Source organism: Winogradskyella rapida, assembly GCF_042675845.1.
GTDB classification, from domain to species: Bacteria; Bacteroidota; Bacteroidia; order Flavobacteriales; family Flavobacteriaceae; genus Winogradskyella; species Winogradskyella rapida.
On record NZ_JBHTKM010000010.1, the window covers coordinates 254,857 to 277,866 of the forward strand.

25 protein-coding genes are annotated in these 23,010 nt (G+C 34.3%); 16 read left to right on the plus strand and 9 right to left on the minus strand.

The features are described from left to right. Window positions 1-44: 44 nt before the first annotated feature. The 4 genes from ACFQ13_RS02985 to ACFQ13_RS03000 form a co-directional block, all read right to left on the minus strand. Window positions 45-608 carry a helix-turn-helix domain-containing protein gene (locus ACFQ13_RS02985; RefSeq protein WP_386113838.1) on the minus strand — a complete coding sequence of 188 codons (564 nt, stop codon included), beginning with the start codon at window positions 606-608 and terminating at the stop codon, window positions 45-47. A 52-nt stretch (window positions 609-660) separates the two neighbouring features. After that, window positions 661-1,353, minus strand: a complete 693-nt coding sequence (locus ACFQ13_RS02990; protein ID WP_386113841.1) for a haloacid dehalogenase type II — start codon at window positions 1,351-1,353, stop codon at window positions 661-663. A gap of 68 nt (window positions 1,354-1,421) precedes the next feature. After that, complete coding sequence (locus tag ACFQ13_RS02995; RefSeq protein ID WP_386113844.1) at window positions 1,422-1,802, minus strand: hypothetical protein; 381 nt, start codon at window positions 1,800-1,802, stop codon at window positions 1,422-1,424. 122 nt (window positions 1,803-1,924) lie between these two features. After that, complete coding sequence (locus ACFQ13_RS03000; protein ID WP_386113847.1) at window positions 1,925-2,362, minus strand: hypothetical protein; 438 nt, start codon at window positions 2,360-2,362, stop codon at window positions 1,925-1,927. A gap of 338 nt (window positions 2,363-2,700) precedes the next feature. On the opposite strand from ACFQ13_RS03000, the gene ACFQ13_RS03005 reads away from it, so the two are divergent. The 3 genes from ACFQ13_RS03005 (at window position 2,701) to ACFQ13_RS03015 (ending at window position 4,026) form a co-directional block, all read left to right on the plus strand. Beyond that, window positions 2,701-3,177: an Hsp20/alpha crystallin family protein gene (locus ACFQ13_RS03005; RefSeq protein WP_386113850.1), complete on the plus strand. Its 477-nt coding sequence runs from the start codon at window positions 2,701-2,703 to the stop codon at window positions 3,175-3,177. Window positions 3,178-3,262: 85 nt separating this feature from the next. Next, window positions 3,263-3,523 (plus strand): hypothetical protein, encoded by a 261-nt coding sequence (locus ACFQ13_RS03010; RefSeq protein ID WP_386113853.1) that lies wholly within the window; start codon window positions 3,263-3,265, stop codon window positions 3,521-3,523. An 11-nt stretch (window positions 3,524-3,534) separates the two neighbouring features. Further along, a complete protein-coding gene (locus ACFQ13_RS03015; protein WP_386113855.1) occupies window positions 3,535-4,026 on the plus strand; it encodes a hypothetical protein in 492 nt (163 codons plus the stop codon). Between the two features lie 57 nt (window positions 4,027-4,083). On the opposite strand, the gene ACFQ13_RS03020 is transcribed toward ACFQ13_RS03015, so the two are convergent. The 3 genes from ACFQ13_RS03020 to ACFQ13_RS03030 all read right to left on the minus strand — a co-directional run bounded on the left by ACFQ13_RS03020 (window position 4,084) and on the right by ACFQ13_RS03030 (window position 6,392). Further along, window positions 4,084-5,004, minus strand: coding sequence for a hypothetical protein (locus ACFQ13_RS03020; protein WP_386113856.1), 921 nt, complete (start codon window positions 5,002-5,004; stop codon window positions 4,084-4,086). Window positions 5,005-5,151: 147 nt separating this feature from the next. Then, a complete protein-coding gene (locus ACFQ13_RS03025; RefSeq protein ID WP_386113858.1) occupies window positions 5,152-5,595 on the minus strand; it encodes an SRPBCC domain-containing protein in 444 nt (147 codons plus the stop codon). Window positions 5,596-5,684: 89 nt separating this feature from the next. Next, on the minus strand, window positions 5,685-6,392 hold the full coding sequence (locus tag ACFQ13_RS03030; RefSeq protein ID WP_386113860.1) for an SIMPL domain-containing protein: 708 nt from the start codon (window positions 6,390-6,392) through the stop codon (window positions 5,685-5,687). A 556-nt stretch (window positions 6,393-6,948) separates the two neighbouring features. Here ACFQ13_RS03030 and ACFQ13_RS03035 point away from each other — a divergent pair. From ACFQ13_RS03035 to ACFQ13_RS03045, 3 genes are all read left to right on the plus strand, one after another. Further along, window positions 6,949-11,331, plus strand: coding sequence for an AAA domain-containing protein (locus ACFQ13_RS03035; protein WP_386113863.1), 4,383 nt, complete (start codon window positions 6,949-6,951; stop codon window positions 11,329-11,331). Between the two features lie 355 nt (window positions 11,332-11,686). Continuing rightward, a complete protein-coding gene (locus ACFQ13_RS03040) occupies window positions 11,687-12,010 on the plus strand; it encodes a hypothetical protein (protein ID WP_386113866.1) in 324 nt (107 codons plus the stop codon). Between the two features lie 148 nt (window positions 12,011-12,158). Continuing rightward, window positions 12,159-12,656, plus strand: a complete 498-nt coding sequence (locus tag ACFQ13_RS03045) for a hypothetical protein (RefSeq protein ID WP_386113869.1) — start codon at window positions 12,159-12,161, stop codon at window positions 12,654-12,656. 84 nt (window positions 12,657-12,740) lie between these two features. Here ACFQ13_RS03045 and ACFQ13_RS03050 read toward each other — a convergent pair whose 3' ends face one another. Beyond that, the gene (locus ACFQ13_RS03050; RefSeq protein WP_114310378.1) at window positions 12,741-13,097 is read right to left on the minus strand and encodes a 4Fe-4S dicluster domain-containing protein; all 357 of its coding nucleotides are present in this window, start codon (window positions 13,095-13,097) and stop codon (window positions 12,741-12,743) included. A gap of 77 nt (window positions 13,098-13,174) precedes the next feature. Here ACFQ13_RS03050 and ACFQ13_RS03055 point away from each other — a divergent pair, with 77 nt between their 5' ends. From ACFQ13_RS03055 to ACFQ13_RS03095, 9 genes are all read left to right on the plus strand, one after another. Continuing rightward, window positions 13,175-14,233, plus strand: a complete 1,059-nt coding sequence (locus ACFQ13_RS03055) for an acyl-CoA reductase (RefSeq protein WP_386113872.1) — start codon at window positions 13,175-13,177, stop codon at window positions 14,231-14,233. A gap of 112 nt (window positions 14,234-14,345) precedes the next feature. Continuing rightward, window positions 14,346-15,407, plus strand: a complete 1,062-nt coding sequence (gene serC, locus ACFQ13_RS03060; RefSeq protein ID WP_386113874.1) for a 3-phosphoserine/phosphohydroxythreonine transaminase — start codon at window positions 14,346-14,348, stop codon at window positions 15,405-15,407. A gap of 136 nt (window positions 15,408-15,543) precedes the next feature. Then, the gene (locus ACFQ13_RS03065) at window positions 15,544-16,494 is read left to right on the plus strand and encodes a D-2-hydroxyacid dehydrogenase (protein ID WP_114310516.1); all 951 of its coding nucleotides are present in this window, start codon (window positions 15,544-15,546) and stop codon (window positions 16,492-16,494) included. A gap of 153 nt (window positions 16,495-16,647) precedes the next feature. Further along, a complete protein-coding gene (locus ACFQ13_RS03070) occupies window positions 16,648-17,283 on the plus strand; it encodes a DUF937 domain-containing protein (RefSeq protein WP_386113877.1) in 636 nt (211 codons plus the stop codon). Window positions 17,284-17,492: 209 nt separating this feature from the next. Further along, complete coding sequence (locus ACFQ13_RS03075) at window positions 17,493-17,933, plus strand: DUF6146 family protein (RefSeq protein ID WP_386113879.1); 441 nt, start codon at window positions 17,493-17,495, stop codon at window positions 17,931-17,933. 50 nt (window positions 17,934-17,983) lie between these two features. Next, a complete protein-coding gene (locus tag ACFQ13_RS03080) occupies window positions 17,984-18,478 on the plus strand; it encodes a DUF6787 family protein (RefSeq protein WP_386113882.1) in 495 nt (164 codons plus the stop codon). After that, complete coding sequence (locus ACFQ13_RS03085; protein ID WP_386113884.1) at window positions 18,475-18,816, plus strand: hypothetical protein; 342 nt, start codon at window positions 18,475-18,477, stop codon at window positions 18,814-18,816. Before ACFQ13_RS03080 ends, ACFQ13_RS03085 begins: the two co-directional genes overlap by 4 nt. 39 nt (window positions 18,817-18,855) lie before the next feature. Then, the gene (locus ACFQ13_RS03090) at window positions 18,856-21,261 is read left to right on the plus strand and encodes a TonB-dependent receptor (protein ID WP_386113887.1); all 2,406 of its coding nucleotides are present in this window, start codon (window positions 18,856-18,858) and stop codon (window positions 21,259-21,261) included. Between the two features lie 14 nt (window positions 21,262-21,275). Next, entirely contained in the window at window positions 21,276-21,845 is a 570-nt protein-coding gene (locus tag ACFQ13_RS03095) for a type 1 periplasmic binding fold superfamily protein (protein ID WP_386113890.1), read from the plus strand. A 48-nt stretch (window positions 21,846-21,893) separates the two neighbouring features. Here ACFQ13_RS03095 and ACFQ13_RS03100 read toward each other — a convergent pair whose 3' ends face one another. Then, a complete protein-coding gene (locus tag ACFQ13_RS03100) occupies window positions 21,894-22,172 on the minus strand; it encodes a hypothetical protein (RefSeq protein WP_386113893.1) in 279 nt (92 codons plus the stop codon). A gap of 151 nt (window positions 22,173-22,323) precedes the next feature. Here ACFQ13_RS03100 and ACFQ13_RS03105 point away from each other — a divergent pair, with 151 nt between their 5' ends. Further along, complete coding sequence (locus ACFQ13_RS03105; protein WP_386113896.1) at window positions 22,324-22,998, plus strand: ABC transporter ATP-binding protein; 675 nt, start codon at window positions 22,324-22,326, stop codon at window positions 22,996-22,998. The last annotated feature ends 12 nt before the right edge of the window (window positions 22,999-23,010 follow it).

The following is a 23,010-nucleotide window of genomic DNA, read 5'->3' on the forward strand; positions in this document are numbered from 1 at the left end:
CTACAACCGCGACCTTATAGTATTATGGAAAAGATTTATGAGATTTAAAGTTTATCTAAAGGCTTACGTTCGTAAATCCCATTTTTCTTAAACTGACTCGGGGTGAGCCCGGTGACTTTTTTAAACTGACTGCTTAAATAAGCCACGCTAGAATAATGCAGTTGAAAAGCAATTTCGCTTAAACTTAACTCATCGTAAATTAAGAGTTCTTTGACCTTTTCAATTTTTTGAGCGATAAGGTATTTTTCAATGGTGATCCCTTCTACTTCAGAAAACAAATTAGAAAGTGCGCTATAATCTTGATGCAACTGACTCTGTAAATATTCAGACAACTTAACGTTAAGCTGGTTATTTTTATAATGCACGAGGTGTACAATGGCATTCTTTATCTTTTCGACCACCTGATGCTCTTTCGTTGCGATTAACTCAAAACCGAGTTCTTCTAAGTCCTTAGCCAGTTGAACTTTTAGAGGTTTTGGCAACGCTTTAGACAACACCACTTCCCCTAAGTTTATAGACAGAATGTCTAGGTCGTAAGCTTCTAAAGCGCTTTTCACGGCAGCAATACAGCGGTTACAAACCATATTTTTAATGTGAAGCGTTGACATATATTGAGTTCTAGAAGCTGTTTTTAGTTGATACAGGTGTAATGAGCGCGAATTAATATTGAATTAAAGCCTCTGCAATTTTAGATAAGTCAGAACCTGTAATTTCAGTATCTGGTGCTAAAGGAAACTTTTGCTGCCCCGGACGACTCACAAAAGCTGCGCGCCAGCCTGCCCAAAGTGCTCCGGCCACATCCCAACCATGAGCTGCGACTAACATACAATCTTCGTTCTTAACCTTCATCTCTTGTGCGGCCCAATGATAGGTCTCAGAAAAAGGTTTAAATTTTCCGACGCTTTCAATGCTGAGTAAGGTGTCGAAATACGAGGTTAAGCCAACATTTTCAAACTTATTTTTTAAACTTTCTACAGAAGAATTTGTTAAGGCCACTAAGGTATAACCTTCCTCTTTCAACAAAGCTAAAGCCGCTTTTACCTCGGGATGCGGTGGTAAGTTTTGCATGGATTCGCTAACAATTTTTAGCGCATCGGCTTCAGAAATAAAACTATTCTGATTGGCCACAACCATTTGTAATGCGGCCGCACCAATTTCTCCAAAGGATTTATACTGTCCGCTAGCAGAAGTGACTAAAGTATACTGCAACATGGTAGTAAACCACAAGGCCAAAACTTCTTTCTCCGCTCCTAATACCGTCGCGATTTCTGTTTTCATCGGAGCGAGGTCGAGTAATGTTTCGTTCACATCAAAGAATACTACTTTAGGTCGACTGGGTTTGTGCTTTTGCATTGTATGTGTTTTTATGGATTTGGGACGGCTAGAGATCACAAAATGAATCCCTCCTCTTCGCATGTGGATTATTCTGCCGGAATTATATTTTTAAAGGTCGGAAAGCCTTCCGTGATGCTCCCTACTCCTTTTTTGCTGATTTTAAACGTAACATCCTTTTCCGTTGTAAATAACAACACTGATAAGAATGCACTTTTTAAATGTGCTTTAATAATTGGCAAAGCGGCCTCTAAAGTCATTTCCTCCTCAATATCTTCAGTTTCTCGAGGTCTAAAACTATATTTAAGCAGTACTTTAAAATCCGCCTTTCCGTATAATGGTCTCAGAAAAATATTTTTCAGTTCAGGTTTCCCTATGGTTTTTGCCATTGTTAGCTTAGCAAAAGTTTGGGCTTCAATACTCTGCTCTACCGTTTTCCAAAATTCATTAAAATCGTCTTCGTATGTCATGGTCTTTAATTAACTAATGCAAGGTTACGCGCTTATAAGATGAATTCTGTCTTATTTAAATCCGACGCCTTGCCGTTCTCATTCTATCACTACAAATATCTATTATATATATTAGGCATCCACTATGCAAGCCAGCCTTTTTTAATCCCATATGAAGAAAACCATAACGCAAATATTGCAAGAAGCACCACTAGAATTGGCATAGTGACTGCTTCTGCCGTTCCGTAAACCGCAATAGCATCCGTAAAAAATACATTATGAATCATTTGCGGAATAATAGCTAATAATGATATGATAAATGCTTTTTTAGACCAAGCCTTCTTTAAAACTAAACCGAGCGCACCTATAAACCCTGTAGCGACCGCAATAGCAAAAATTACAGTGGTCCAAAAAGGGTAAGCCCCGTATAAAGCACTTTCTTCGGCGGGCAATGCCGCTAAAGCTTCGTCAGAAATAAAGGTATGGGCAAAAAATGAGAATATGCCTAGCGCATTCCATATTAAAAGTACGATTGCGACTATAGCAAACCACAAAGGTCTATTGAGAGTTGTATTGTTCATCTTATTATTTTTTAAAAGGTTAACGGCTTCTGTTTAAATCGTCCTAAAACAAGACCTAAAACTCAAGTTGACAAACCTATAAGAACTGCCATTTTTTCAACCGCTTCGTCCTTAAAAGATCTAATTTTTATGGGTCTTAAAAATGTCAAATTGACATTTTTACTACAATATAATACGGAAATACTCATTTTCAAGACAAAATATCATAAAAAAACAGCTAAAACAACTTCAAATAGCCCTATTAGAGGTTTGGCATTTTTTTTGTCTATTTAGTTTACGAAGTCTAGCACTATAGATTTCATATTTTGAAATAATGTTTAATTTAAATTTTTGTAATTATGAGCAATTTAATTAGTGTTCCTAAAAACGGAACTTTATCAAACAGCAATTCAAATTCTAACTTCTCCACTTTATCACATTGGTTAGATGATATTTTCAACAGAGATTTTCCTTCTGTATTAACGTCTAATTTTAATACAGGGATGACCTTACCACAGGTGAACATAAAAGAAACGGCAGATGCTTTTATTGTAGATATGGCGGTGCCGGGATTAAAAAAATCGGATTTCCAAATCGATTTAGATAACGACCTGTTGTCTATCTCTACGGAAACTAAAGAAGAAAATGAGCATAAAGACGCCAATTACACACGTCGTGAATTTGGATATGCATCCTTTAAACGTAGTTTTAATTTACCTGAAAGTGTTGACGAAGACGCGATTAACGCCCGTTACGAAGATGGTATTTTAAGTATTTTGCTTCCTAAAAAAGAAGAAGCTAAACAAAAGCCTGTAAGAAACATAGAGATATCTTAAGGCTTATTAAAGGATTTATTATTTAAGAAGGAGGCTTTAATAGAGCCTCCTCTTGGTTATGTATTCAATTTTAAAATTTAAAGTTATGCCTAAAAAATTTAAACCCGGAGACTGGGTAAGGATTAAAGGAAAACTTACCGCTCCTAAAATGCAAGTTTTAAAATATACGGTTCATAAAGCGCCTTTTCTTGGTGTAAAAGATCAAGATACATTTTTAGAATGTGTCTGGTATAACCATGGAAAACGTTATGTAGAGACTTTCCATCAGAATGCATTGATCCACCATAGGAACGCTGACGGTTTATTTAAAACGTACAATTCGCCTAACCCCTTACGTTTAACTTAAATTTCAATATTATGAAAAAACAACTTTTATTTACAGGGCTTTGCTTGCTATTTTTAAGCTGCAACGGACAAACTGAAACGGATAAAAGTTTAGCACAACAAGCTAGCCCAAAATCACAAGTAAACCCTCCTGAAGGGTCTTGGCGCGTTAACAAAACCTACGATGAACAGGGTAATCTTATACGTTTTGATAGTGTTTACTCTTGGTCGTCCCACAATGGGGCACAAGATTTACCACAAGTTGAGCAAGACAGTCTATTGAGCGCTATGCGTTCTCGTTTCTTTTCTCAATTTTCTGGAGGCCATAAATCGTTATTACATCAAGGATTTCCTGAAGATTCGTTATTACAATCGCCTTTGTTTTTAGATGATTTTTTTGAACAGGCTATGGGAACAGACATGATAGACTTAGAAAAAATTAAACAGCAACTGTTTGAACGGCATAAAGCATTTTTAGCCCCAGAAAGTTCAACACTTATAGAACCTGAAGACGAGAACCCTTAAGTTTTCGTCTTTATTTTTTTTATGCTCTAGCGTGTAAGTTTTTTTAAATCCAAGTCCTTATGGCGTCTTCCAATGGCGCATAACATTTGCGACCGATTCCCCCACCTTAGCGTCTAAGGCTGTTAGCAATGCAGCATCCGTTAGTTGCTCTGTTTGACTTAAATCGGTTTCCACTAAAAAATTTAAGAGGTCCACAAGAATACTAGGACCATTTTCATCAATAATCGTTTGGGCTTGTTTATAGAATTGCATTTGAAACCATTCGTAATTTTGAGGACTGAGCTCTTGCACATACTTATCTTCAAAATCGTTGAGCGTCCTATAAGTGGCCATACGAGCTCCTGATTTCAACACAAAATTAGGATAGGTATCCATTAGCGGATATAAGGCTTTAGACTCCGCTTTAACAAACGCATACATCCCCATATTGGCAAATAACTCTTGCAGCCATTTTCTTTGGGGTTGCGTCCCATTTTTAAACTGATAGAGATGCACCAATTCATGAATAGACAATATATCGCGATAAAAAAGATCTAAATCTAAAGGATCCCCATATACAGTTGTTAAGGTTGACCAATGCGCTTTTGGCACCTCTAGCAAGGCACGCTCTACCGTTTGCGAAAGTAAAGACTTCCCTAAACCTAAAATGATATTACCTTTTATAGCTTGTGGCATTCCTGGAGGCGGAAAATAGGCGTGTTTTTCCCATAATTTATTCTCTATCAGGACCACCACAAAATCTAGATAGGTCTCAAAAAGTGCATCGAAATAATGCTTGGCTAGATTTAGATTCTCTAAGGTTTGATCACTTCGTTTTAAAGTATCATTGGAGACAAAAGTTTTAAAGCTATAATCGGTTTTTAGTGTTTTAAGCCCCTTGTGAATAGAAGTATCTACCCCCGACTCTTGCGCAAAACCAAGGAAGGTAAATGTGCTAAATACAAGCCATAAAAAGCATGAAATTTGTTGTTTTTCCATAACCCTGTAAATGTTAAATGCCACATTAGTTTCCTCTAAATTAGTAAATACTTACTATATAAAAAAATAAAACTAAAACATAACACTCTAAAATACAGTTAATTAGAACAAACCTATAGGTGTACTTTTTAAACCAAGACCTGATTTCTACGTCTCAGTACGCATAAAATCAAATGCACCTTTCCTAAGATGAACCCCGTATTCTAAATAGGCTTTCATACAGGCTAAAAAATTAGCCCAGCCTCCTGTATTTTGCAGCGCCCACTCTATATTGGCGTCATTTAATGCTTTTCCTTTTTCACAGACTTTTACAAGGGTACTTTGATTGGGCAAGGCTTCTAATGTAATGTTTACTACCGTTTCAGGATCCCAAACAAAGGTGATAAGATGCTCCTTCTCTACGCGGACGTTGGTTATAGGAAACTGGTCTGGAAATTCTGGAAACTTCCAAATTAACGTTTTTCCGGTTTCAAGTCGTCCACTACTTTCAGAAATAAAATACTGGGTCATGATCTCTGGATTGACAATGCCTTCAAAAACCGTTGCAATGGGCTTTTGAATTTGTAAAAGGGCTTTAGATTCTAATACCATATCCTTTCGTTTTTAAAGCTTGTTTAAGTTGTTATTACAAATGAAAACAGAGCTTGGTTTTTATGCTTTAGGCACAGCTTGATTTGCCTTTATTCAATAGCAAACTTTACGGTTACCGTACTTTCTATTTTTATCTTTTCAAATTCAATATCTATAGGCTGATAATTTGAAACTTCATCTAATGAGGCATATCCTCGAATCTGGATTCCGGAGGTCTTTCCTTGTAGATAGTTCATGGAACTAAAATTGACGTCTGAAATATAAAGCGCCTTTCCTAGGTTCTGATTTAAGGGCTTTAATAAAGCCTCCGCTTGTGCTTTAGCCCTAAGAATAGCTTTCTGTTTTAAATTGATTTTAAGCGCTTCTATTTTAGAATATTCCATTTTACGTATGGAAACGTTAGCAATCTCGATGGCCTCTAAAGCGACAATAACTTTTCCTGCCATTTCAGCATCATAAACCTCTAAGGTGTAGGCTTTATTCTTTAAGACTTCTTTACTTCTTAAAAAATAGTTTTTAAAGTTACTCGCCACGTCTGAAAGCGCTAACTGTGTCTTGGTGTCTATCCCTAGCGCCTCGAGTTTGGTATACATCTGGTTTTCTAATTCTTCAACCGAGGTTCTTCCTTTGGTATCTTTTTCGCTAATTAATAGGTCTAAATAAATTTGGTCGGGTACCACCAATGTATCTACAACGGCTGTTGTTTCTAAATAGGCCTGATCGATAAAGTTTTTTTGTTGCCCATAACTCTGTAAAGCGAGCAGGCTTAAAGTAAATAATATTCCTAGTTTTTTCATCGTATTTCGTTTTATTTGGGTTGTATGCTTATATAACAAAGCTATGATTTTAAACGCTTTTTCCCTCCTTAAAATACGTAAACTAGTGGTTTTACTGCGTAAAGCGTCCTATTTTGAAAAGCAAATTCGGTAAAATGGGCCGTGTCCGTATTTCAAGTCTTGGTTTCAGATTTTTTATCTCCTCCGTTTTTAAAGTAAACAACATCCCCTTTTATTTATTAGAAAATAGATTTAGTAAAACGGTAAATCCTAGGTTCTATTCAACTCCTCACAAAAATCCATTAAAATTTTCTATTTTGTTTTTATTTGCTACATTTAGGGTTTGTATGGTATATTTATAATTGTTGAACATTGTGCTAAATCTATTTTGATATTCAATATTTTAACTTAAAAACCAACCTGCAATACAGCAGATTTTATTTTTTTTACCGACACATAAGTCAACGCTAAAAAAAACAAAAGATTTATTTTCTATCAACACTCATCCAAGTGAGGAAAACCGTAATCTATATTATAAATAAGTACATATTTTGAACTTCTAAAAATCAACAAAAAGATGGAGATAACCGAAAAGCTACTGATTGAATTACAAAACCGTCTAAAAGTTGGTAGCCGTAGAGGTGTACATTTAAATGCAATTCCAGCCCGATCAAGGTACAAGTTTGACCTAACACGATTATCTCACATTGATGAAAACCTTCCTGCAAATTTTATTAATTCACTTTTAACCGAATTACCTTTAAAATTTAAAATTAGTTGGAAAGATAATGTACCCGATTTAAATTCCCTTTTTGAAGATGACCAAACACAATTGGTAAAAATCACAAAGTCTTTTGAAAACCTTATTAATCAAACAGATGCAATAGAATCGGAAAAAGGAATCAATACATTTGGTTTTGGTTTTCCAATACTTGTAAGACGCGACCAATCGGATAACAAATTAACTGTTGCCCCTATTTTGATTTGGTCATTAAAAATAAGAAGAACCAAAGAATTTAATACTTGGGAAATACTACGAACAGAAGATGACCCAATTTACATCAATGAGGTTTTAATAAACCATTTACAAAATGATTCTAAAATTGAGATCAAACAAATTTCTACAGATTTTTTAGATGATGGCCTAATTGATAAAAGTGAACTTTTAGATATTTGTGTAAATATCATAGAATCAATAAATAGTTCTATTCCAGATAATCTTCGTGAAACATTTGAGAAAAAGCTGAATCAAATAAAACCTATTCCAGACAAAAAGCATTACGAAAAGCTACCCTTAACATCTAATAATTCATTTATAGATTTTGGTGGACTTTTTTCAATTTTCGAGGTTCAGAAGCAAAATATTATTCGAGATTACGGAAATTTACTCGAGTTAAAAGGAGCCACAATTGATCTTGAAGATATGGAAGGACACACGTTTCAGCCAATATCATCAGTCGAAACTGACCCATCTCAGCAAGGAATTTTACACTCTTTAAAGGCCTCTCGAAATATCTTAATTCAAGGACCACCAGGAACCGGGAAAAGTCAGTCGCTCACAGCTATTTTAGTAAATGCCTTAGAAAATCATAAAAAAACAATTGTTGTTTGTGAAAAACGAACCGCTTTAGAAGTACTTCATAATGCACTAAATGAAAAAGGTCTTAATTATCAATGTGTTTTACTAAAAGATATTGTTAAAGACAGAAGAGTCGCAGTTGATTCTGTAAGAGATAGAGTTGATAATTCCTCTTATCGCAGATATAGATATACCCATTCAAAGGAAACTTTAGATAACATAATTGAAAAGTCAAAAAACTTAATAGATTCAATAAATAAAAAGCACAAAAAATTAGGAGAGAATTTAGTCGGTAATAAAAATTGGACACACATTGTTGGTTCACTATTATCAGAATTAAAAGATAATTCAGAATCATACAATCTGGATATAGCAAAAGATAAATTCAATTATGAATCAAGTGAATTAAATCAATTATTAGAACTCATTAGAAAAGGGCAGAATTTATATGATGAATTTAGACCTCATTTAAAGCTTTCTTTCATTAACTCTTCAAAATTAATTGGAGACAATCCATTTATTCTAGAGCAACAAATAGAAGAAGATTTTTCAAACTACAAAAAAGAGTTAAAAATCATATTAGATGACATCTCTAGCTATGAGATAGAATATTACAATATTAGAAAAGAGCAATTTAATTTACAAAAAAGCTCTATTAGTGATATTGGTAATTCTGTCCAAAATATTCTAACAAAACACAAGACAAACAACGATTTTTTTGATGAAGAAAAAACAAATGGATTTTTATTTAAAACTATTTCTGTTTTCTCAAGAGAAAAGAAAACTACACTTTCTGACCAGCAAACTATAAACACACTTTTTGAAGAATATTCATCAAAAATTAATCAAAGCAAGGACTTTGAAAATATCGATTTATTCAAATCAATTAAAGGGAATCAAGAAACTCTTAAAGACTACCAGTTAATTATTGAAAAAATTGATAAAGAATTTACCGCAAAGATCGAAAGTGAGTTTAAATCATTAAATCTGCTTAATTCTTTTGAAAAAGAATTTGACACAGAACTTTTACAAACAATAAAATCAAATTTCACCAATTTAAGGACTAAAATAGAACAACAAAATTGGTCACACAAAAAATTGGATGGAAACACTCACAATATTTTAAGTTCTCAAATTCAGACATTATTAGATTTGAAAGAACAATTTTTTGCAAATGAAAATGACCTTTTTTCTATTGAATTTAAGTGGTTTCAATTTTACAATTCTTTATCAACGGATAACAAATTAATCATTGACCAATTAAAGGAAAAAACAAATTGGAGAAAAACATTTTTAATATTCTATCTTAATTCTATGCTCGTAAATTCTGCCAATACAGATTTACCAACAAATAATAACGACCATATTGAATTAGGAAAATCTTTATCCGAACTTGAAAAAGAACAAATTAAATACATAAAAGAATATTGGTTTTCAAAACAAATAGATGCAACTAGAGATTTCGACAAAAAGAATCCAAATTTAGCTGTTGAAAATCTATACAACAAACGAGCAGGAAAAAGACATAAACGATTATCCTTACGAGAAATAGTAACCTTGGACATGGATCTATTCACTACTTTTTTTCCAATAATTCTAACAACACCAGACGTAGCAAGTAATCTTTTTAAAGGCAAAAATCATTATTTTGATATTGTCATGTTTGATGAAGCAAGTCAATTAAAATTAGAAGATAATTTACCAGCACTTTTAAAAGGGAAGCAGATTATTATTGCAGGAGATGAACACCAAATGCCACCCTCAAATTATTTCAGCAAAGTATTTGACGGTTTGATTGATGATGAAGATGAATTTGAAGACGAAATAGATAAAATTAAAAACGATATAAGCAATTCGCTTTCAGATTGTGAATCACTTCTTGATTTTGCATCTGAATTAGGTTTTGAGAAAAAACATTTAGACTTTCACTATCGTTCAAGACATCCTTACCTAATTGATTATTCAAATTACGCCTTTTATAATCAAAGATTAAAACCACTTCCAAATAGTTTTGATTACATACCAATAAAATATGTACCTGTAAATGGCACTTATTCTGACACTTCCAATGACGCAGAAGCCGAAACAATTCTGTCTATTATTGAAAATAATATTTCAAGACTTCCCAATGGAGACTACCCTACAGTTGGAGTAGCAACCTTCAACATCAATCAAAGAAACCTAGTTTTAGCTAAGATTAATGAAAGAAGAAAATTTGAAAAATATAGTGATTTTAATGACAAAATAGTTAAACTCGAAGAAAACGGTTTTTTCGTCAAAAATTTAGAAAACATTCAAGGTGATGAAAGAGATGTAATAATTCTATCGACTACTTATGGTAAAAATAAAGAAGGGAAGTTTGCCCAGAGATTTGGCTCCATAAATCATCAAAAAGGATACAAACTTTTAAATGTTATTGTTACAAGAGCAAAATACAAAGTATATGTATGTACTTCAATCCCTGAAGACGTATTTTTAAATTATAAAAAACATTTAATAAATGAAGGTTCAAATAACAGAAGAGGAGCTTTATATGCCTATTTAGCATATTCAAAAGCTGTTAGTGACCAAGATAATGAAGCAAGAATTTCTGTCTTAAATACACTTGCAGAAAATTCTACGAAAAGCACTACAATCGATAACATGAATGAAGACCTCGAATCACCTTTTGAGGAGGAAGTTTATGAAGCTCTAACCGAACATTTTGACGAAAAAAATATAATTCCTCAACTACAATTTGCAGGTTTTAGAATTGATATGGTTTACGACACAAAACATATTGGACTTCCAAAAATTGCCATAGAATGTGATGGGGCAGCTTATCACTCCAGTCAAGAAGCATATTTACATGATAGTCATAGACAAAAAATACTTGAAAGCCACGGTTTTGTTTTTCACAGAATATGGAGTACCAATTGGTGGAGAAATCCAAAGAAAGAAACAAAAAAACTAGTTGAATTTATAAAAAGTATTGAAAACAGCAGTCCTTCAATTTTTGAAGATAAATCAAAAACAAGTTTAGCTTTTACAGATAATATTACGATTATAGAAAATGAGCTTTCTAAAGTTTCACCAGACCTTAAAAAGGATTTAAAGGAAACTATTGAAGCTGTTAGCAAAAAAGAAGTTGTTCAACCAAAATCAGATAAAGAAACCATTACTGTTGATAGTAAAGTGAAAGTAAAATATTTGAATATCAATAAAGATTTAAAAGTTCATTTAGTAGACCAAGTTATATCAAAACTTGAAAAATCAAATGGTGTTCAAAAAATAAATATAAAAACGCCTTTAGGTATTGCCTTAAAAGGAAAATCTGTTGGAGATACCGTGAAAATTGGTGGTTTAGACAAATATGTTAGAATATTAGAAATAAAAAAATGAATCAAGAGATTAAATTAGCCTAACCTAGAAAGGTCTAAATAAAAAACAAATTAAGAAAAAAAAGAAAATTCAGAAGTCCAAACGCTTAAATTCATACAGATTTCTACTTCACTAAACCCACCCCCAAAAAAACATGGAGCAACTAAAACGACATTGAAAATGGCTTGTAGGCATAGGTATTTTCCTTTTCATGTATTGGTTTCTTGTTCCCTACCAATATAACTTCTATTTAGAACGAGATTTTATCACCTTCACTCTAAAGGAAACTCTAATTATAACCGGAATTATATTTTTCATTTCCTTAGTTCTGTTTTTTCGTTTGTTATCACTCGAAAAGTCAACATCAATTAGAATAATGAAGACGTTTGCCTACGCGGTTTTAATGGGGTTTGGATATTTAATCTGGATACAAAGTTTAGTCGTCGCAACCGGACTATGGATCAATCGTATGGGCAGTACTGATAAGGTAACCGAACGTTTTGAAATTACTTATGTAATGAAAAATGGAGACGTCGGAATACGGTCATTAGAAAGCGACTATTTCGAACGCACAGAAAATAAGTTTACAGCATCTGACCTGAATAACATAAAGAAAGGAGATCACATCACTATAGTGTTCCAGAAAGGTCTTTTTGGGAAAAATTATTTAAATTCAGGGAAAATAGCAATAGCCGAATAAAACACAATGACCAAAAACAAAGCTCATTTAACACTCCCTCTCGCCTACTCTTAAAAAATTATAGAAGGTTTTATATTCTGCTTTTATTTCCTAAATTTAGAATTTAAACCTAAAGTAAACGGATCGGTTGCATAACGCTTGAAACGACATGGAAAATAAATTAGAATTTTATAATTCTAAACGAAAATTGATGAAATCCATCCTTTTGTCTTCAATGATCATAATCATCGGAATTTCATGTTTAGATTCCGATTTACTGATCATCACAATACTAGGATATTTAAATTTAATTCTTGGTGCTGTAAGCCTCGTCATCAATTTATATCATTTATTAAATCATAAACCTCAATTAATTGTATCTGACTTAGGTATTGAACATAAAAAAATCACTAAACAAATGATTTTATGGAGTGCTATTTCAAAAGCAGAGATTAAAAAAGAAAAAAACAATCTCCTTCTCGTTTTAAACCCAAAAGGACAGGTAAACCTCGAGGACTTTAACTATCTTTTTCGGAAAACAGCTCAGTCTCAATTAAAAAATAACCTCATAAAATTAAATATTGAGCCATTAGCGGTAGACCATTCTAAATTAAGCCTTTTTTTAAGTTCAAAATTAAACGAGCAAAACAGCAGTCATCTCATTTAAAGCGTCGTTATCTCCTTCTAAAACACAAAAAATCCTAAGCCAAATGACCTAGGATTTTTTATAAATAGAATTAGGTTGACCGTTTTAATGCCCATCAGGGTGCATAAAACGCTGCTTACCTAACAATTCTTCTTCTGTTTCTACGTGGTCTTCATCAGGCACACAACAATCTACAGGACAAACTGCAGCACATTGTGGCTCCTCATGGAATCCCATACACTCTGTACATTTATCGGGCGCAATGTAATAAACTTCATCACTTATAGGTTCTTGCGTTTCTTCAGCGTCCACTTCTTTACCGTCAGGTAACACAACTTTACCTTCTAAACTTGTGCCATCAGCATAACGCCAATCATCTGCACCTTCGTAAATAGCTGTATTAGGACATTCTGGCTCACACGCACCACAATTTATACATTCGTCTGTGATAATAATTGCCATAGTAATTTTTTTAGTATTGTTTGCTTAAATTTGCACTTGCAAAAATAAAGCCAAAACATCGTATAACCAAACTCTTTATGGATTTACAAGATAGAATTAACGCTTTTGTAAAATTAGGCGAATTTTTAAGTCAATTTCAAGATATTAACAGCGTAAAAAAGGATACTGTTGAAGCCAACGATTTATTCTTTGATGGCTTTAAGCATCAATTAAAACTCGCCCAAGAGCATAACGGCTGGTTTACTAAGGCAAATATCGCCTTTACGTTAAAAAATTGGGCTCAGGCCTTAACCCAAGACAACTTTAAACAGTGGTTAGCAAACTATGATTTTGCAAGCGTAAACCCGCAGAAGGTTGCTATCATCATGGCCGGAAACATTCCTTTAGTAGGCTTTCACGATTTTTTAAGTGTACTTATCACCGGGCATCAGGTTCTTGTGAAGCAGTCTTCAAATGACAAACAGCTCCTTCCCTTTTTAGCCAAATACTTAGAAATTGTAGCGCCTGAATTTAAAGGTAACATCACCTTTACAGAAGCCAAATTAGAAAACTTTGATGCCGTTATTGCGACAGGAAGTGATAATACAGCCCGCTATTTTGAGTACTATTTTAAAGACAAACCGTCTATTATTAGAAAGAATAGAAATTCTGTAGCCGTAATAAATGGAACCGAAACACATGAAGAATTAGAAGCTTTAGCCGACGATATTTTTAGATATTACGGTCTAGGTTGCAGAAATGTGTCTAAGTTATTTGTACCTAAAGATTACGACTTTCAAAACTTTTTTAAGGCCGTTTATAAATGGAATCCTATTATTAACGAATCTAAATACGCTAATAATTACGATTATAATAAAGCGGTTTATTTAATGAGTGAGTTTGATATGCTAGAGAACGGTTTCCTAATGATAAAAGAAGACCAAAGTTACGCCTCGCCGATTGCTACCCTCTTCTACGAATATTATGAAGACCGTAATACCTTACAAGAAAAATTAAAGGCCGACGCCGATAAAATACAATGTGTTGTTTCGCGTTCTTTTACTGAAAACACAGTAGCCTTCGGAGAAACACAAAATCCGCAGCTTTGGGATTATGCGGACGGTGAAGACACTATTGAATTTTTATTAAAAATATAGAGTAAAAATTATCAAATCTATAACACTAAATAACCAATTAATTAGCACCTTTGTTACTCTATAATAAGTAAAATCATATTTCCGAAGCATCGGGAATGAAATCATAATTTTCATGAAAAAACATAATTTTAGCGCAGGACCATGTGTATTACCAAAATCTGTAATGGAGCAAGCAGCAGCTGCTGTATTAAACTTTGATGATGGTTTATCGTTATTAGAAATCTCGCATCGTAGCAAACCCTTTGTAGACATCATGGAGAATGCGAGGTCCTTAGCTTTAGAATTGTTAGGCCTAGAAGGTAAAGGATATAAAGCCTTATTTCTTCAAGGTGGCGCAAGCACACAATTTTTAATGGTAGCTTTAAATCTACTTGAAAAAAGAGCAGGATATTTAAACTCCGGAACTTGGGCAGATAAAGCCATTAAGGAGGCTAAAATTTATGATGATATTTATGAGGTTGCTTCCTCTAAAAGTGCCAACTATAATTATATTCCTAAAGGATATGATATTCCTGAAGACTATGATTATTTTCACTGCACCTCTAACAATACCATTTTTGGAACCCAGATGAAAAGCTTCCCAAACTCACCAGTCCCATTGGTCTGTGATATGAGTAGTGATATCTTTTCTCGTCAGTTAGACTTTTCTAAATTTGATTTAATCTATGCCGGCGCTCAAAAAAATATGGGACCTGCGGGAACAACTTTAGTCGTTGTTAAAGAAGAGATCTTAGGTAAAGTATCGCGTCAAATTCCATCAATGATGGACTATAAAACGCACATCAGCAAAGGCAGTATGTTTAATACGCCTCCTGTATTTGCCGTTTATGTCTCTATGTTAACTTTAGAATGGTTAAAGAACCTAGGAGGGATCAAAGCTATTGAAGAAGAAAACGAAAAGAAAGCACGTCTTATCTATTCTGAAATTGACTTAAATCCATTATTCAAAGGATTTGCAGCCAAAGAAGATCGTTCTCTTATGAATGCGACTTTTACTCTAGAAAACGAAAACTTAAAAGAAACGTTTGATGATATGGTAAGAGAAGCAGGAATCAACGGTATTAACGGACACCGTAGTGTTGGAGGATACCGAGCTTCTATGTATAATGCCTTAACTTTAGATAGCGTAAAAGCTTTAGTTGAAGTGATGAGCGAATTAGAAAGCAAAGCTTAATTAAAAAAATCGTTTAGGGCGCCTTGCTATTCAAGCGCTAACCTAACGCCATTAAATAATAACTGTCATTTTTTTACACGCCTAAAAAGATTAAAAATAACCAGGCCTACTGTAAACAATGACCAATAAGAAAATCATGAAAGTATTAGCAAACGATGGAGTCTCTCAAAGTGGAATTAACGCTTTAGAAGCTGCAGGTTACGAAGTAATAACAACAACTGTTGCACAAGAACAATTAGAAAATTACATTAATAAAAATGAAATTTCAGTTTTATTAGTAAGAAGTGCTACAACGGTAAGAAAAGATTTAATTGACAACTGCCCTAGCCTAAAAGTTATTGGTCGTGGTGGTGTTGGTATGGATAATATTGATGTAGACTACGCACGTAGCAAAGGTCTTAAAGTTATTAATACTCCTGCTGCATCGTCGCACTCTGTGGCCGAGTTAGTTTTCGGACATTTCTACGGACTTGCACGTTACTTACATAACTCTAACCGCGATATGCCTTTAGAAGGTGATGCCAACTTTAAAGGGTTAAAGAAATCTTACGCTAAAGGAACAGAATTAAAAGGTAAAACTTTAGGGGTTTTAGGTTTTGGACGTATTGGTCAAGCTACCGCTAAAGTAGCTATCGGAGCGGGTATGAAAGTTGTTGCTTTTGATCCTTTCTTAGAAAAAGCAAATCTTGAATTGGATTTCTTTGATGGTCAAAAAGTGAATTTTGAAATTGAAACCATTTCTAAAGAAGAGGTTTTAAAACAAGCTGATTTCTTAACCTTACATGTACCTGCTCAGAAGGAATACGTTATAGACAAGAAAGAATTTGAACAAATGAAAGACGGTGTCATTATCGCTAATGCTGCCCGTGGTGGTGTTGTTAATGAAGTGGCTTTAGTTGAAGCGATTCAGAGCGGTAAAGTCTCAAGAGCAGCTTTAGATGTTTTTGAAAAAGAACCTAAACCAGAAATTCAATTGCTAATGAACCCAGCGTTATCTTTAACCCCACATACCGGGGCGGCTACAAATGAAGCTCAAGATAGAATTGGAACGGAATTAGCAGAACAAATTATTGCTATTCTTGGTTAATTGCTTGTCTTAAAATGACGGCACACAGCTTCTAAGGTCAAAAAAAACACTAGAAAATGTGACCAATACAAATAAAATGAGTCCTACATAACGTGGGACTTTTTTTTGTATCTTGAAGAACCATATTTAACGAACCTTAAAAACAAAAATAAAATGGCAGGAATTTTAGACTTATTAAACAGTGATTTAGGAAAAAATATTATCAGTGGTGTAGCAGGCTCAACAGGTGCAGACCAAGATAAAACAAGCAGCGTATTAACCATGGCGCTACCCGTATTAATGAAGGCAATGGAGCGTAATGCCTCTACTCCAGAAGGTGCAGAAAGCCTTATGGGTGCTTTAAATGGGCAGCATAACGGTGGTATCTTAGATAACCTTAGTGGTTTATTTGGTGGTGGTGTAGATGATAGCGTTAAAAGTGACGGTTCTAAAATTCTTAGCCATGTTTTAGGAAGTAAACAAGAAGGTGTAGAACAAGTGATTGGAATTAAATCGGGCTTAGATACCGATACAGTCTCTAACATCCTTAAGGTGGCAGCACCTATATTAATGGGTATTTTAGGAAAACAAGCCAATCAGAATAATGTAAGCTCTCAATCTGATATCAGCGGGCTTTTAGGAGGTTTGCTTGGAGGAAGTAGCGCGAGTAACGAACAAAGTTTCTTCGAAAAAATATTAGATGCCGATGGTGATGGTAGCGTTGTAGACGATGTGGCTGGTATGGTTTTAGGAAGCGATAAAAGCTCTGGAGGTATTGGAAGCCTTTTAGGAGGAATGTTTGGTAAATAAAATTTAGACCAAAAAAATAAGTAAAGCAGTTCTAGTCCTAGAGCTGCTTTTTTTTATGCCGCTTTACGTAGTCATAGGCCTCCCTCCCTCCGTTAAACCTTAAGTTTACGCATTGCCCCTAGTTTTGCGCTCTTAAATACATTTACTTTACGGTGTTAAACTGAAGTAAAACACGAGGACTTCAAAAAAAATTAATACCTTTATTATCTATGAAAAAATTACTTCCCTTTATTGTTGTTGTTATTTTGGTGGCAAGTTGTAAATCTTATACCACGAGCCCCGTTATAAATAATGAAAATGAGCACAGCCTTATTGCCAATGATACAGTGTCTATTAGTAGTGATGAAAACGACTATGAGATTATTATTATAGAACCTGGTTTTAATTCTTGGTTATTATCTACCGCAAGACCAGAGGGCTACCACTCCCAAGAATGGTTAGAGTCTAGAAACGCTATATTAGTACAAAGTTGGAACCAAAGAAACATGCAACCCCAGAACTACGATCCTAGTTTATACGAAGTTCGTATTGATTACGATGTTAATTCAGACTACGGCTACGAGGTTAATTACAAATTGTACAACTACTTTTTATACTTTCAAATAAAATATAAGCAAAGACTGACCTCTGCGTTTAGTCCTAGAATTTAAGCTTTAAATACATCTTTATTTATTAGTTTTGCAGCACGAGAGTGATGCATATGGAAAAATTTAAAAAACACTGGGAAATACAACACAATTGGCAGTTGTTATTTCCCTTTTTAGGTCTAGTTATTTTAGGGTATTCGGCCTTCAAAATAGCGAATGGTATATTAAAAACTTATGGCCTTATCATAAGCATTGTAGCGGCTATTGCTATTTTCTTCGTTTTACTGAAATTCATTTTATTCATCTTTAAAAAATTAGAGAAAAAATGGATTTTAGATTATAAATGGGAGATGATTCGCGTTTTTATGGTTTTCGCCATAACAGGGAGTTCTTCGTTATTTGTAGGACGTCCCCTTATTTATGCCATAGGAATTACTAAAGAAAACTTAAACCCTATACTCTATTGGTTTTTATTCCTTATCATTGGGCTTATTTTCTACCAAATCCTTTTAGTTTCTTATGGTTGGCTCTTTGGTCAGTTTAAATTCTTCTGGGAATTTGAAAAGAAAATGCTTCGTAGATTCGGATTAAAAAGATTTATAGATTGAATTTAAAAACAATATTTACGCCCTTATTAAAGCCATTAGCCGTTGTGCTAGTGCTGGCGGTATTGTTTCCTTCTGTGATAAAATTAAGCCATGTGTTTTCGCACCGATCACACAAGGTTTGTAAGGTCGATGGCAATAAAAAAACCCATTTTCATGAGTCGGACCTCAATTGCGATTTCTACAAATTTCAACTCAATAACACCCAATTCTTTGTTAGCTCTAATTACGACTTATTAGAAGAAGCTATAACAGAGAAAACTTATTTTTCACATTATATTTCTTTTGAAGATTATCAGCATTTATCAAGGTTTGATCGGGGGCCACCTGTAGTGATTTAGAATTTGTAAAATTTCTATTACACTAATAAATCTATTTGAATGACACGATTAATTATTGGCCTAGTTATCGCTATATCTAGCTTTAGTTATGGTCAAAACTGCAGTTATATTTTCTTAGGAGAGTTAAAAGATTTTCATGACGGATCCCCTATAGAGTCAGCCACTATTTATCAAAAAGAAAATGATAAGTATGCCTTCTCTGACTTAGACGGGAAATTCAAAATTAAAAATCTTTGTGCAGGTCCATTAACATTAACCATATCGCATGCCAATTGCGAAACTAAAACCGTGAGTTTTAACATCAATAGTGATACTTTTAAAACTATTTTAATTGAACATCATATTGAAGAACTCAAGGAAGTTTCTGTGGTTGCTCATGTGGATAAAAAGGAAACCACTACAGCGCAAGAAACCGTATTAAAAGAGCAAACCCTAAAAAAGTATGCCGCTTTAAGTATTGGAGATGCGTTAAAAGAAGTGGCTGGTGTCTCTTCAATTTCTACGGGAAGTGCAATTGTTAAACCTATGATTAACGGATTGCATAGTAGCCGACTTATTATGCTAAATAATAATGTAAGGCTACAAGACCAAGATTGGGGAATTGAACACGCTCCTAATATCGATGTTAATGTAGCGTCTCAAATTTCTGTTATTAAAGGCGCCGGAGCTTTGGCTTATGGCGGCGATGCTATTGGTGGTGTGGTGGTTGTTAATCCAGAGCGGGTATTTTTAGAAGATACCTTATTTGGAAAAACCACAGTAACCGGACAAAGCAATGGAAGAGGTTATTCCTTAAGTACCAAATTAAATAAATACACCGCTAAAGGTTGGTTTGCCGCTGTGCAAGGTTCCCTAAAGCAAAACGGTGATTTTGAAACTCCAGATTATAATTTAACCAACACGGGCGCTAAGTCTAAAGGATTTTCTTTCCGTGGCGGAAAACATAATTTTGAATCGGGTTTTGAAATCTTTTACAGCTATTTAAATAATGAAATAGGAATCTTAAAAGCCTCTCATATTGGTAGTATCCAAGATTTAGTAACCGCTATTAATAGTAGAGAACCTTTAGTGATTGAAGATTTTAGTTACGACATTAACGCACCAAAACAAGATGTAACCCATCAGCTTTTTAAAGCTATGTATTACAAACGTTTTACAAATTTTGGTAAAGTTAATGTGCAATACGATTATCAAAACAATCAACGCTATGAGTACGATATTCGTGTGGGTGACGACAAGTATAAGCCCGCTTTAGATTTAGAGTTGAATACCCATACCGTAATGACAGACGTGATTTTAGATGCCTTTTCTAAGACAAAAGTAAAGTTCGGACTGATGGGCCGCTACCAAAATAATTTTCCAGATCCAGATACCGGCATACGACGCCTAATTCCGGATTACGATAAATATGATTTTGGTATTTACACCACAGCAGAGCAGCGCTTAAACACTAATTTAACTGTAGATTTAGGATTTCGTTACGACTACAATCGTATTGATGCTAAGAAATACTACATCACCTCACGTTGGGAAGAACGCGGGTATGATGAGGATTTCTCTGATATTATTATTGATTATATCGATTCGGGCACGCAATTGTTAGCCAACCCCGTTTTTGATTATCATAATTTTTCAGCCTCAGCAGGATTTCAGTATCAGATTAATGAGCACCACGGTTTTATAGGAAACTATAGCTTATCAAGCAGACCTCCTAACGCTTCAGAATTATTTAGTGATGGCTTACACCACTCTGCGGCAAGAATTGAATTGGGTGATTTAAGACTAACCAAAGAAACGTCTAATAGAGTTTCGGCGAGTTATAATTACACAAGCACCCCCTTCAAACTTACCACAGAAGTCTTTTACAATCGTATTGCTAATTTTATGTATATAGAACCAACAGGAATTGAGCAAACCATAAGAGGTGCTTTTCCGGTTTGGAGTTATTTACAGACCGATGCGGAGTTATATGGGATAGATTTAAGTGCAGACTACCATATTAATGAGCATTTTAAGTTTTCAAATAAATCGTCTTACACCGTAGGAACGAATATTGAAGATGATAAACCGCTTATTAATATCCCTGGTTTTAAAACCTTAAATACAATAACCTATACCAACGCAAATTGGAAACAATTTTCAGCATCCTTAAGTAGCGATTGGAATTTTGAACAAACCCGATACCCTGATAATAATTTTGAGACCTATATTGCAGCAACAGAAGAAACCGTTCTTGTTGATGTGAGTACGCCTCCTAGTGCTTATCAGTTATTAAATCTTTATTCTGAAGTGACTTTAAAGACGTCCGCTAAAACCAATTTAAACATTGCCCTTAGTGTGAATAATTTATTAGACACCAAGTATAGAGCTTACCTAAACCGCCTTCGTTATTTTGCTGATGACTTAGGAAGAAATATAATGCTACAACTACAATTTAACTATTAAAAAAAAATTAAAACATGAAAACCATTAAGTATCTATTTTTATCTGTATTAAGTTTATCTGCACTTGTATCTTGTTCATCTGATGATGATACACCTGAAGTTGTAAACGAAGAAGAATTAATCACAACAGTTCGTTTAGAACTAACACCTGCAACAGGAGAAGTGGTTGTTTTTCAAAGTCAAGATTTAGACGGTGATGGCCCTGATGCCCCAATTTATACTATGGAAGGTGATCTTGTTGCTAACACGGATTATGTTGGTGCTGTTCAGTTTTTAAATGAACTTGAAAACCCTGCTGAAGATATTACTTTAGAAGTTTTAGAAGAAGGTGATGACCACCAAGTATTCTATACGTTTACTTCTGCTACCGACAGTAGCTTTACTTACAACGATGTAGATAGCGACGGAAACCCAATTGGAGTTTCTACTTTATTTAACTCAGGAGCAGCTTCTACAGGAAATACCTTAGTCGTAACACTAAGACATGAGCCAAGTAAAAGTGCTGATGGTGTTAGTGCTGGTGACATTACTAATGCTGGTGGAGCTACAGATGCTGAAGTTACATTTACGTATGATGTTAACTAATAACGCAGTTCCTTTATAAAAAAAAAGCACTCCGAGGAGTGCTTTTTTTTATGCTTTAATTTCTGGGGTTTGTTTTTTTATTACATAGCTATAAAACCACATTAAGGTAAAACTTGGTATCACATCAAGTCCCGGTAAAGCCTCTTCTACTAAGGCTACAAAACCTGCAATCTTCCCAGCCTTCCCTTGATACATACGGGTCATTATCCAAGCAGAAATGGGCGCCCAAACAATATCTGAAAACTCCCCTACTCCAGGAATGATGAAAGAGACTAAGCCTATAGCATCTAAAACGATACCCAATATTAATTTTTTGTATTTATTCATCTGTATTATTTATTCGTATTAAGAACTTCAAAAACTGTTCCAAAAATTTTTAGAAATTTTGTCCCTTTAAATATCTTAATTTTTTCTTGACTACCATAAAACTATAAGCTACTATTGTAGATTCTGACATTTAGTAGTACTTTCACATCGTATGAGCAAAACTGTTATTTCCGCAAAACAAATTAAAAAAGCCTATAAAACACTTCAGGTTTTAAAAGGTGTTGATTTAACCATTTTAGAAGGCGAAGTTATTTCTATTGTTGGCGCTTCAGGAGCTGGTAAAACCACCCTGCTTCAAATATTAGGGACCTTAGATAAATCCGACTATCAAGCCGATACAGAACTCATAATTAACAACCAATCTATAAAAACCCTAAACGATAAAGCTTTGGCTAAGTTTAGAAATAAAAATATAGGTTTTATTTTTCAGTTTCATCAGTTATTACCTGAATTTACGGCCTTAGAGAATGTTTGTATTCCCGCCTTTATTCACAACACTCCAAAAGCAGAAGCTGAAAAGCGCGCTAAGGAATTGTTAGAGTATTTAGGCCTCAGTGCACGTATTCACCACAAACCTAATAGCATGTCTGGAGGGGAACAACAACGTGTAGCGGTTGCCAGAGCTCTAATTAATAATCCTAATATTATTTTTGCCGATGAGCCTTCTGGAAATCTAGATAGTGAATCTGCTGAACAACTTCATAATTTATTTTTTAAGCTTCGTGATGAGTTTAACCAAACCTTTGTTTTGGTAACTCATAATCAAGAGTTAGCTGAAATGGCCGATCGTAAACTCACCATGGTAGATGGTAAAATTGTCAATTAAGACCGTGCTCCC

What these genes read in the sequence shown, in the direction of transcription:
- ACFQ13_RS03040 (WP_386113866.1), top strand. Translation starts at nt 11,687, where the DNA reads ATGAAGACGTTTGCCTACGCGGTTTTAATGGGGTTTGGATATTTAATC.
- ACFQ13_RS02995 (WP_386113844.1), bottom strand. Translation starts at nt 1,802, where the DNA reads ATGACATACGAAGACGATTTTAATGAATTTTGGAAAACGGTAGAGCAG.
- ACFQ13_RS03095 (WP_386113890.1), top strand. Translation starts at nt 21,276, where the DNA reads ATGAAAACCATTAAGTATCTATTTTTATCTGTATTAAGTTTATCTGCA.
- ACFQ13_RS03025 (WP_386113858.1), bottom strand. Translation starts at nt 5,595, where the DNA reads ATGGTATTAGAATCTAAAGCCCTTTTACAAATTCAAAAGCCCATTGCA.
- ACFQ13_RS03005 (WP_386113850.1), top strand. Translation starts at nt 2,701, where the DNA reads ATGAGCAATTTAATTAGTGTTCCTAAAAACGGAACTTTATCAAACAGC.
- ACFQ13_RS03000 (WP_386113847.1), bottom strand. Translation starts at nt 2,362, where the DNA reads ATGAACAATACAACTCTCAATAGACCTTTGTGGTTTGCTATAGTCGCA.
- ACFQ13_RS03080 (WP_386113882.1), top strand. Translation starts at nt 17,984, where the DNA reads ATGGAAAAATTTAAAAAACACTGGGAAATACAACACAATTGGCAGTTG.
- ACFQ13_RS02990 (WP_386113841.1), bottom strand. Translation starts at nt 1,353, where the DNA reads ATGCAAAAGCACAAACCCAGTCGACCTAAAGTAGTATTCTTTGATGTG.
- ACFQ13_RS03105 (WP_386113896.1), top strand. Translation starts at nt 22,324, where the DNA reads ATGAGCAAAACTGTTATTTCCGCAAAACAAATTAAAAAAGCCTATAAA.
- ACFQ13_RS03050 (WP_114310378.1), bottom strand. Translation starts at nt 13,097, where the DNA reads ATGGCAATTATTATCACAGACGAATGTATAAATTGTGGTGCGTGTGAG.
- ACFQ13_RS03035 (WP_386113863.1), top strand. Translation starts at nt 6,949, where the DNA reads ATGGAGATAACCGAAAAGCTACTGATTGAATTACAAAACCGTCTAAAA.
- ACFQ13_RS03065 (WP_114310516.1), top strand. Translation starts at nt 15,544, where the DNA reads ATGAAAGTATTAGCAAACGATGGAGTCTCTCAAAGTGGAATTAACGCT.
- ACFQ13_RS03045 (WP_386113869.1), top strand. Translation starts at nt 12,159, where the DNA reads ATGGAAAATAAATTAGAATTTTATAATTCTAAACGAAAATTGATGAAA.
- serC (WP_386113874.1), top strand. Translation starts at nt 14,346, where the DNA reads ATGAAAAAACATAATTTTAGCGCAGGACCATGTGTATTACCAAAATCT.
- ACFQ13_RS03090 (WP_386113887.1), top strand. Translation starts at nt 18,856, where the DNA reads ATGACACGATTAATTATTGGCCTAGTTATCGCTATATCTAGCTTTAGT.
- ACFQ13_RS03055 (WP_386113872.1), top strand. Translation starts at nt 13,175, where the DNA reads ATGGATTTACAAGATAGAATTAACGCTTTTGTAAAATTAGGCGAATTT.
- ACFQ13_RS03010 (WP_386113853.1), top strand. Translation starts at nt 3,263, where the DNA reads ATGCCTAAAAAATTTAAACCCGGAGACTGGGTAAGGATTAAAGGAAAA.
- ACFQ13_RS03070 (WP_386113877.1), top strand. Translation starts at nt 16,648, where the DNA reads ATGGCAGGAATTTTAGACTTATTAAACAGTGATTTAGGAAAAAATATT.
- ACFQ13_RS03075 (WP_386113879.1), top strand. Translation starts at nt 17,493, where the DNA reads ATGAAAAAATTACTTCCCTTTATTGTTGTTGTTATTTTGGTGGCAAGT.
- ACFQ13_RS03100 (WP_386113893.1), bottom strand. Translation starts at nt 22,172, where the DNA reads ATGAATAAATACAAAAAATTAATATTGGGTATCGTTTTAGATGCTATA.
- ACFQ13_RS03020 (WP_386113856.1), bottom strand. Translation starts at nt 5,004, where the DNA reads ATGGAAAAACAACAAATTTCATGCTTTTTATGGCTTGTATTTAGCACA.
- ACFQ13_RS02985 (WP_386113838.1), bottom strand. Translation starts at nt 608, where the DNA reads ATGTCAACGCTTCACATTAAAAATATGGTTTGTAACCGCTGTATTGCT.
- ACFQ13_RS03015 (WP_386113855.1), top strand. Translation starts at nt 3,535, where the DNA reads ATGAAAAAACAACTTTTATTTACAGGGCTTTGCTTGCTATTTTTAAGC.
- ACFQ13_RS03030 (WP_386113860.1), bottom strand. Translation starts at nt 6,392, where the DNA reads ATGAAAAAACTAGGAATATTATTTACTTTAAGCCTGCTCGCTTTACAG.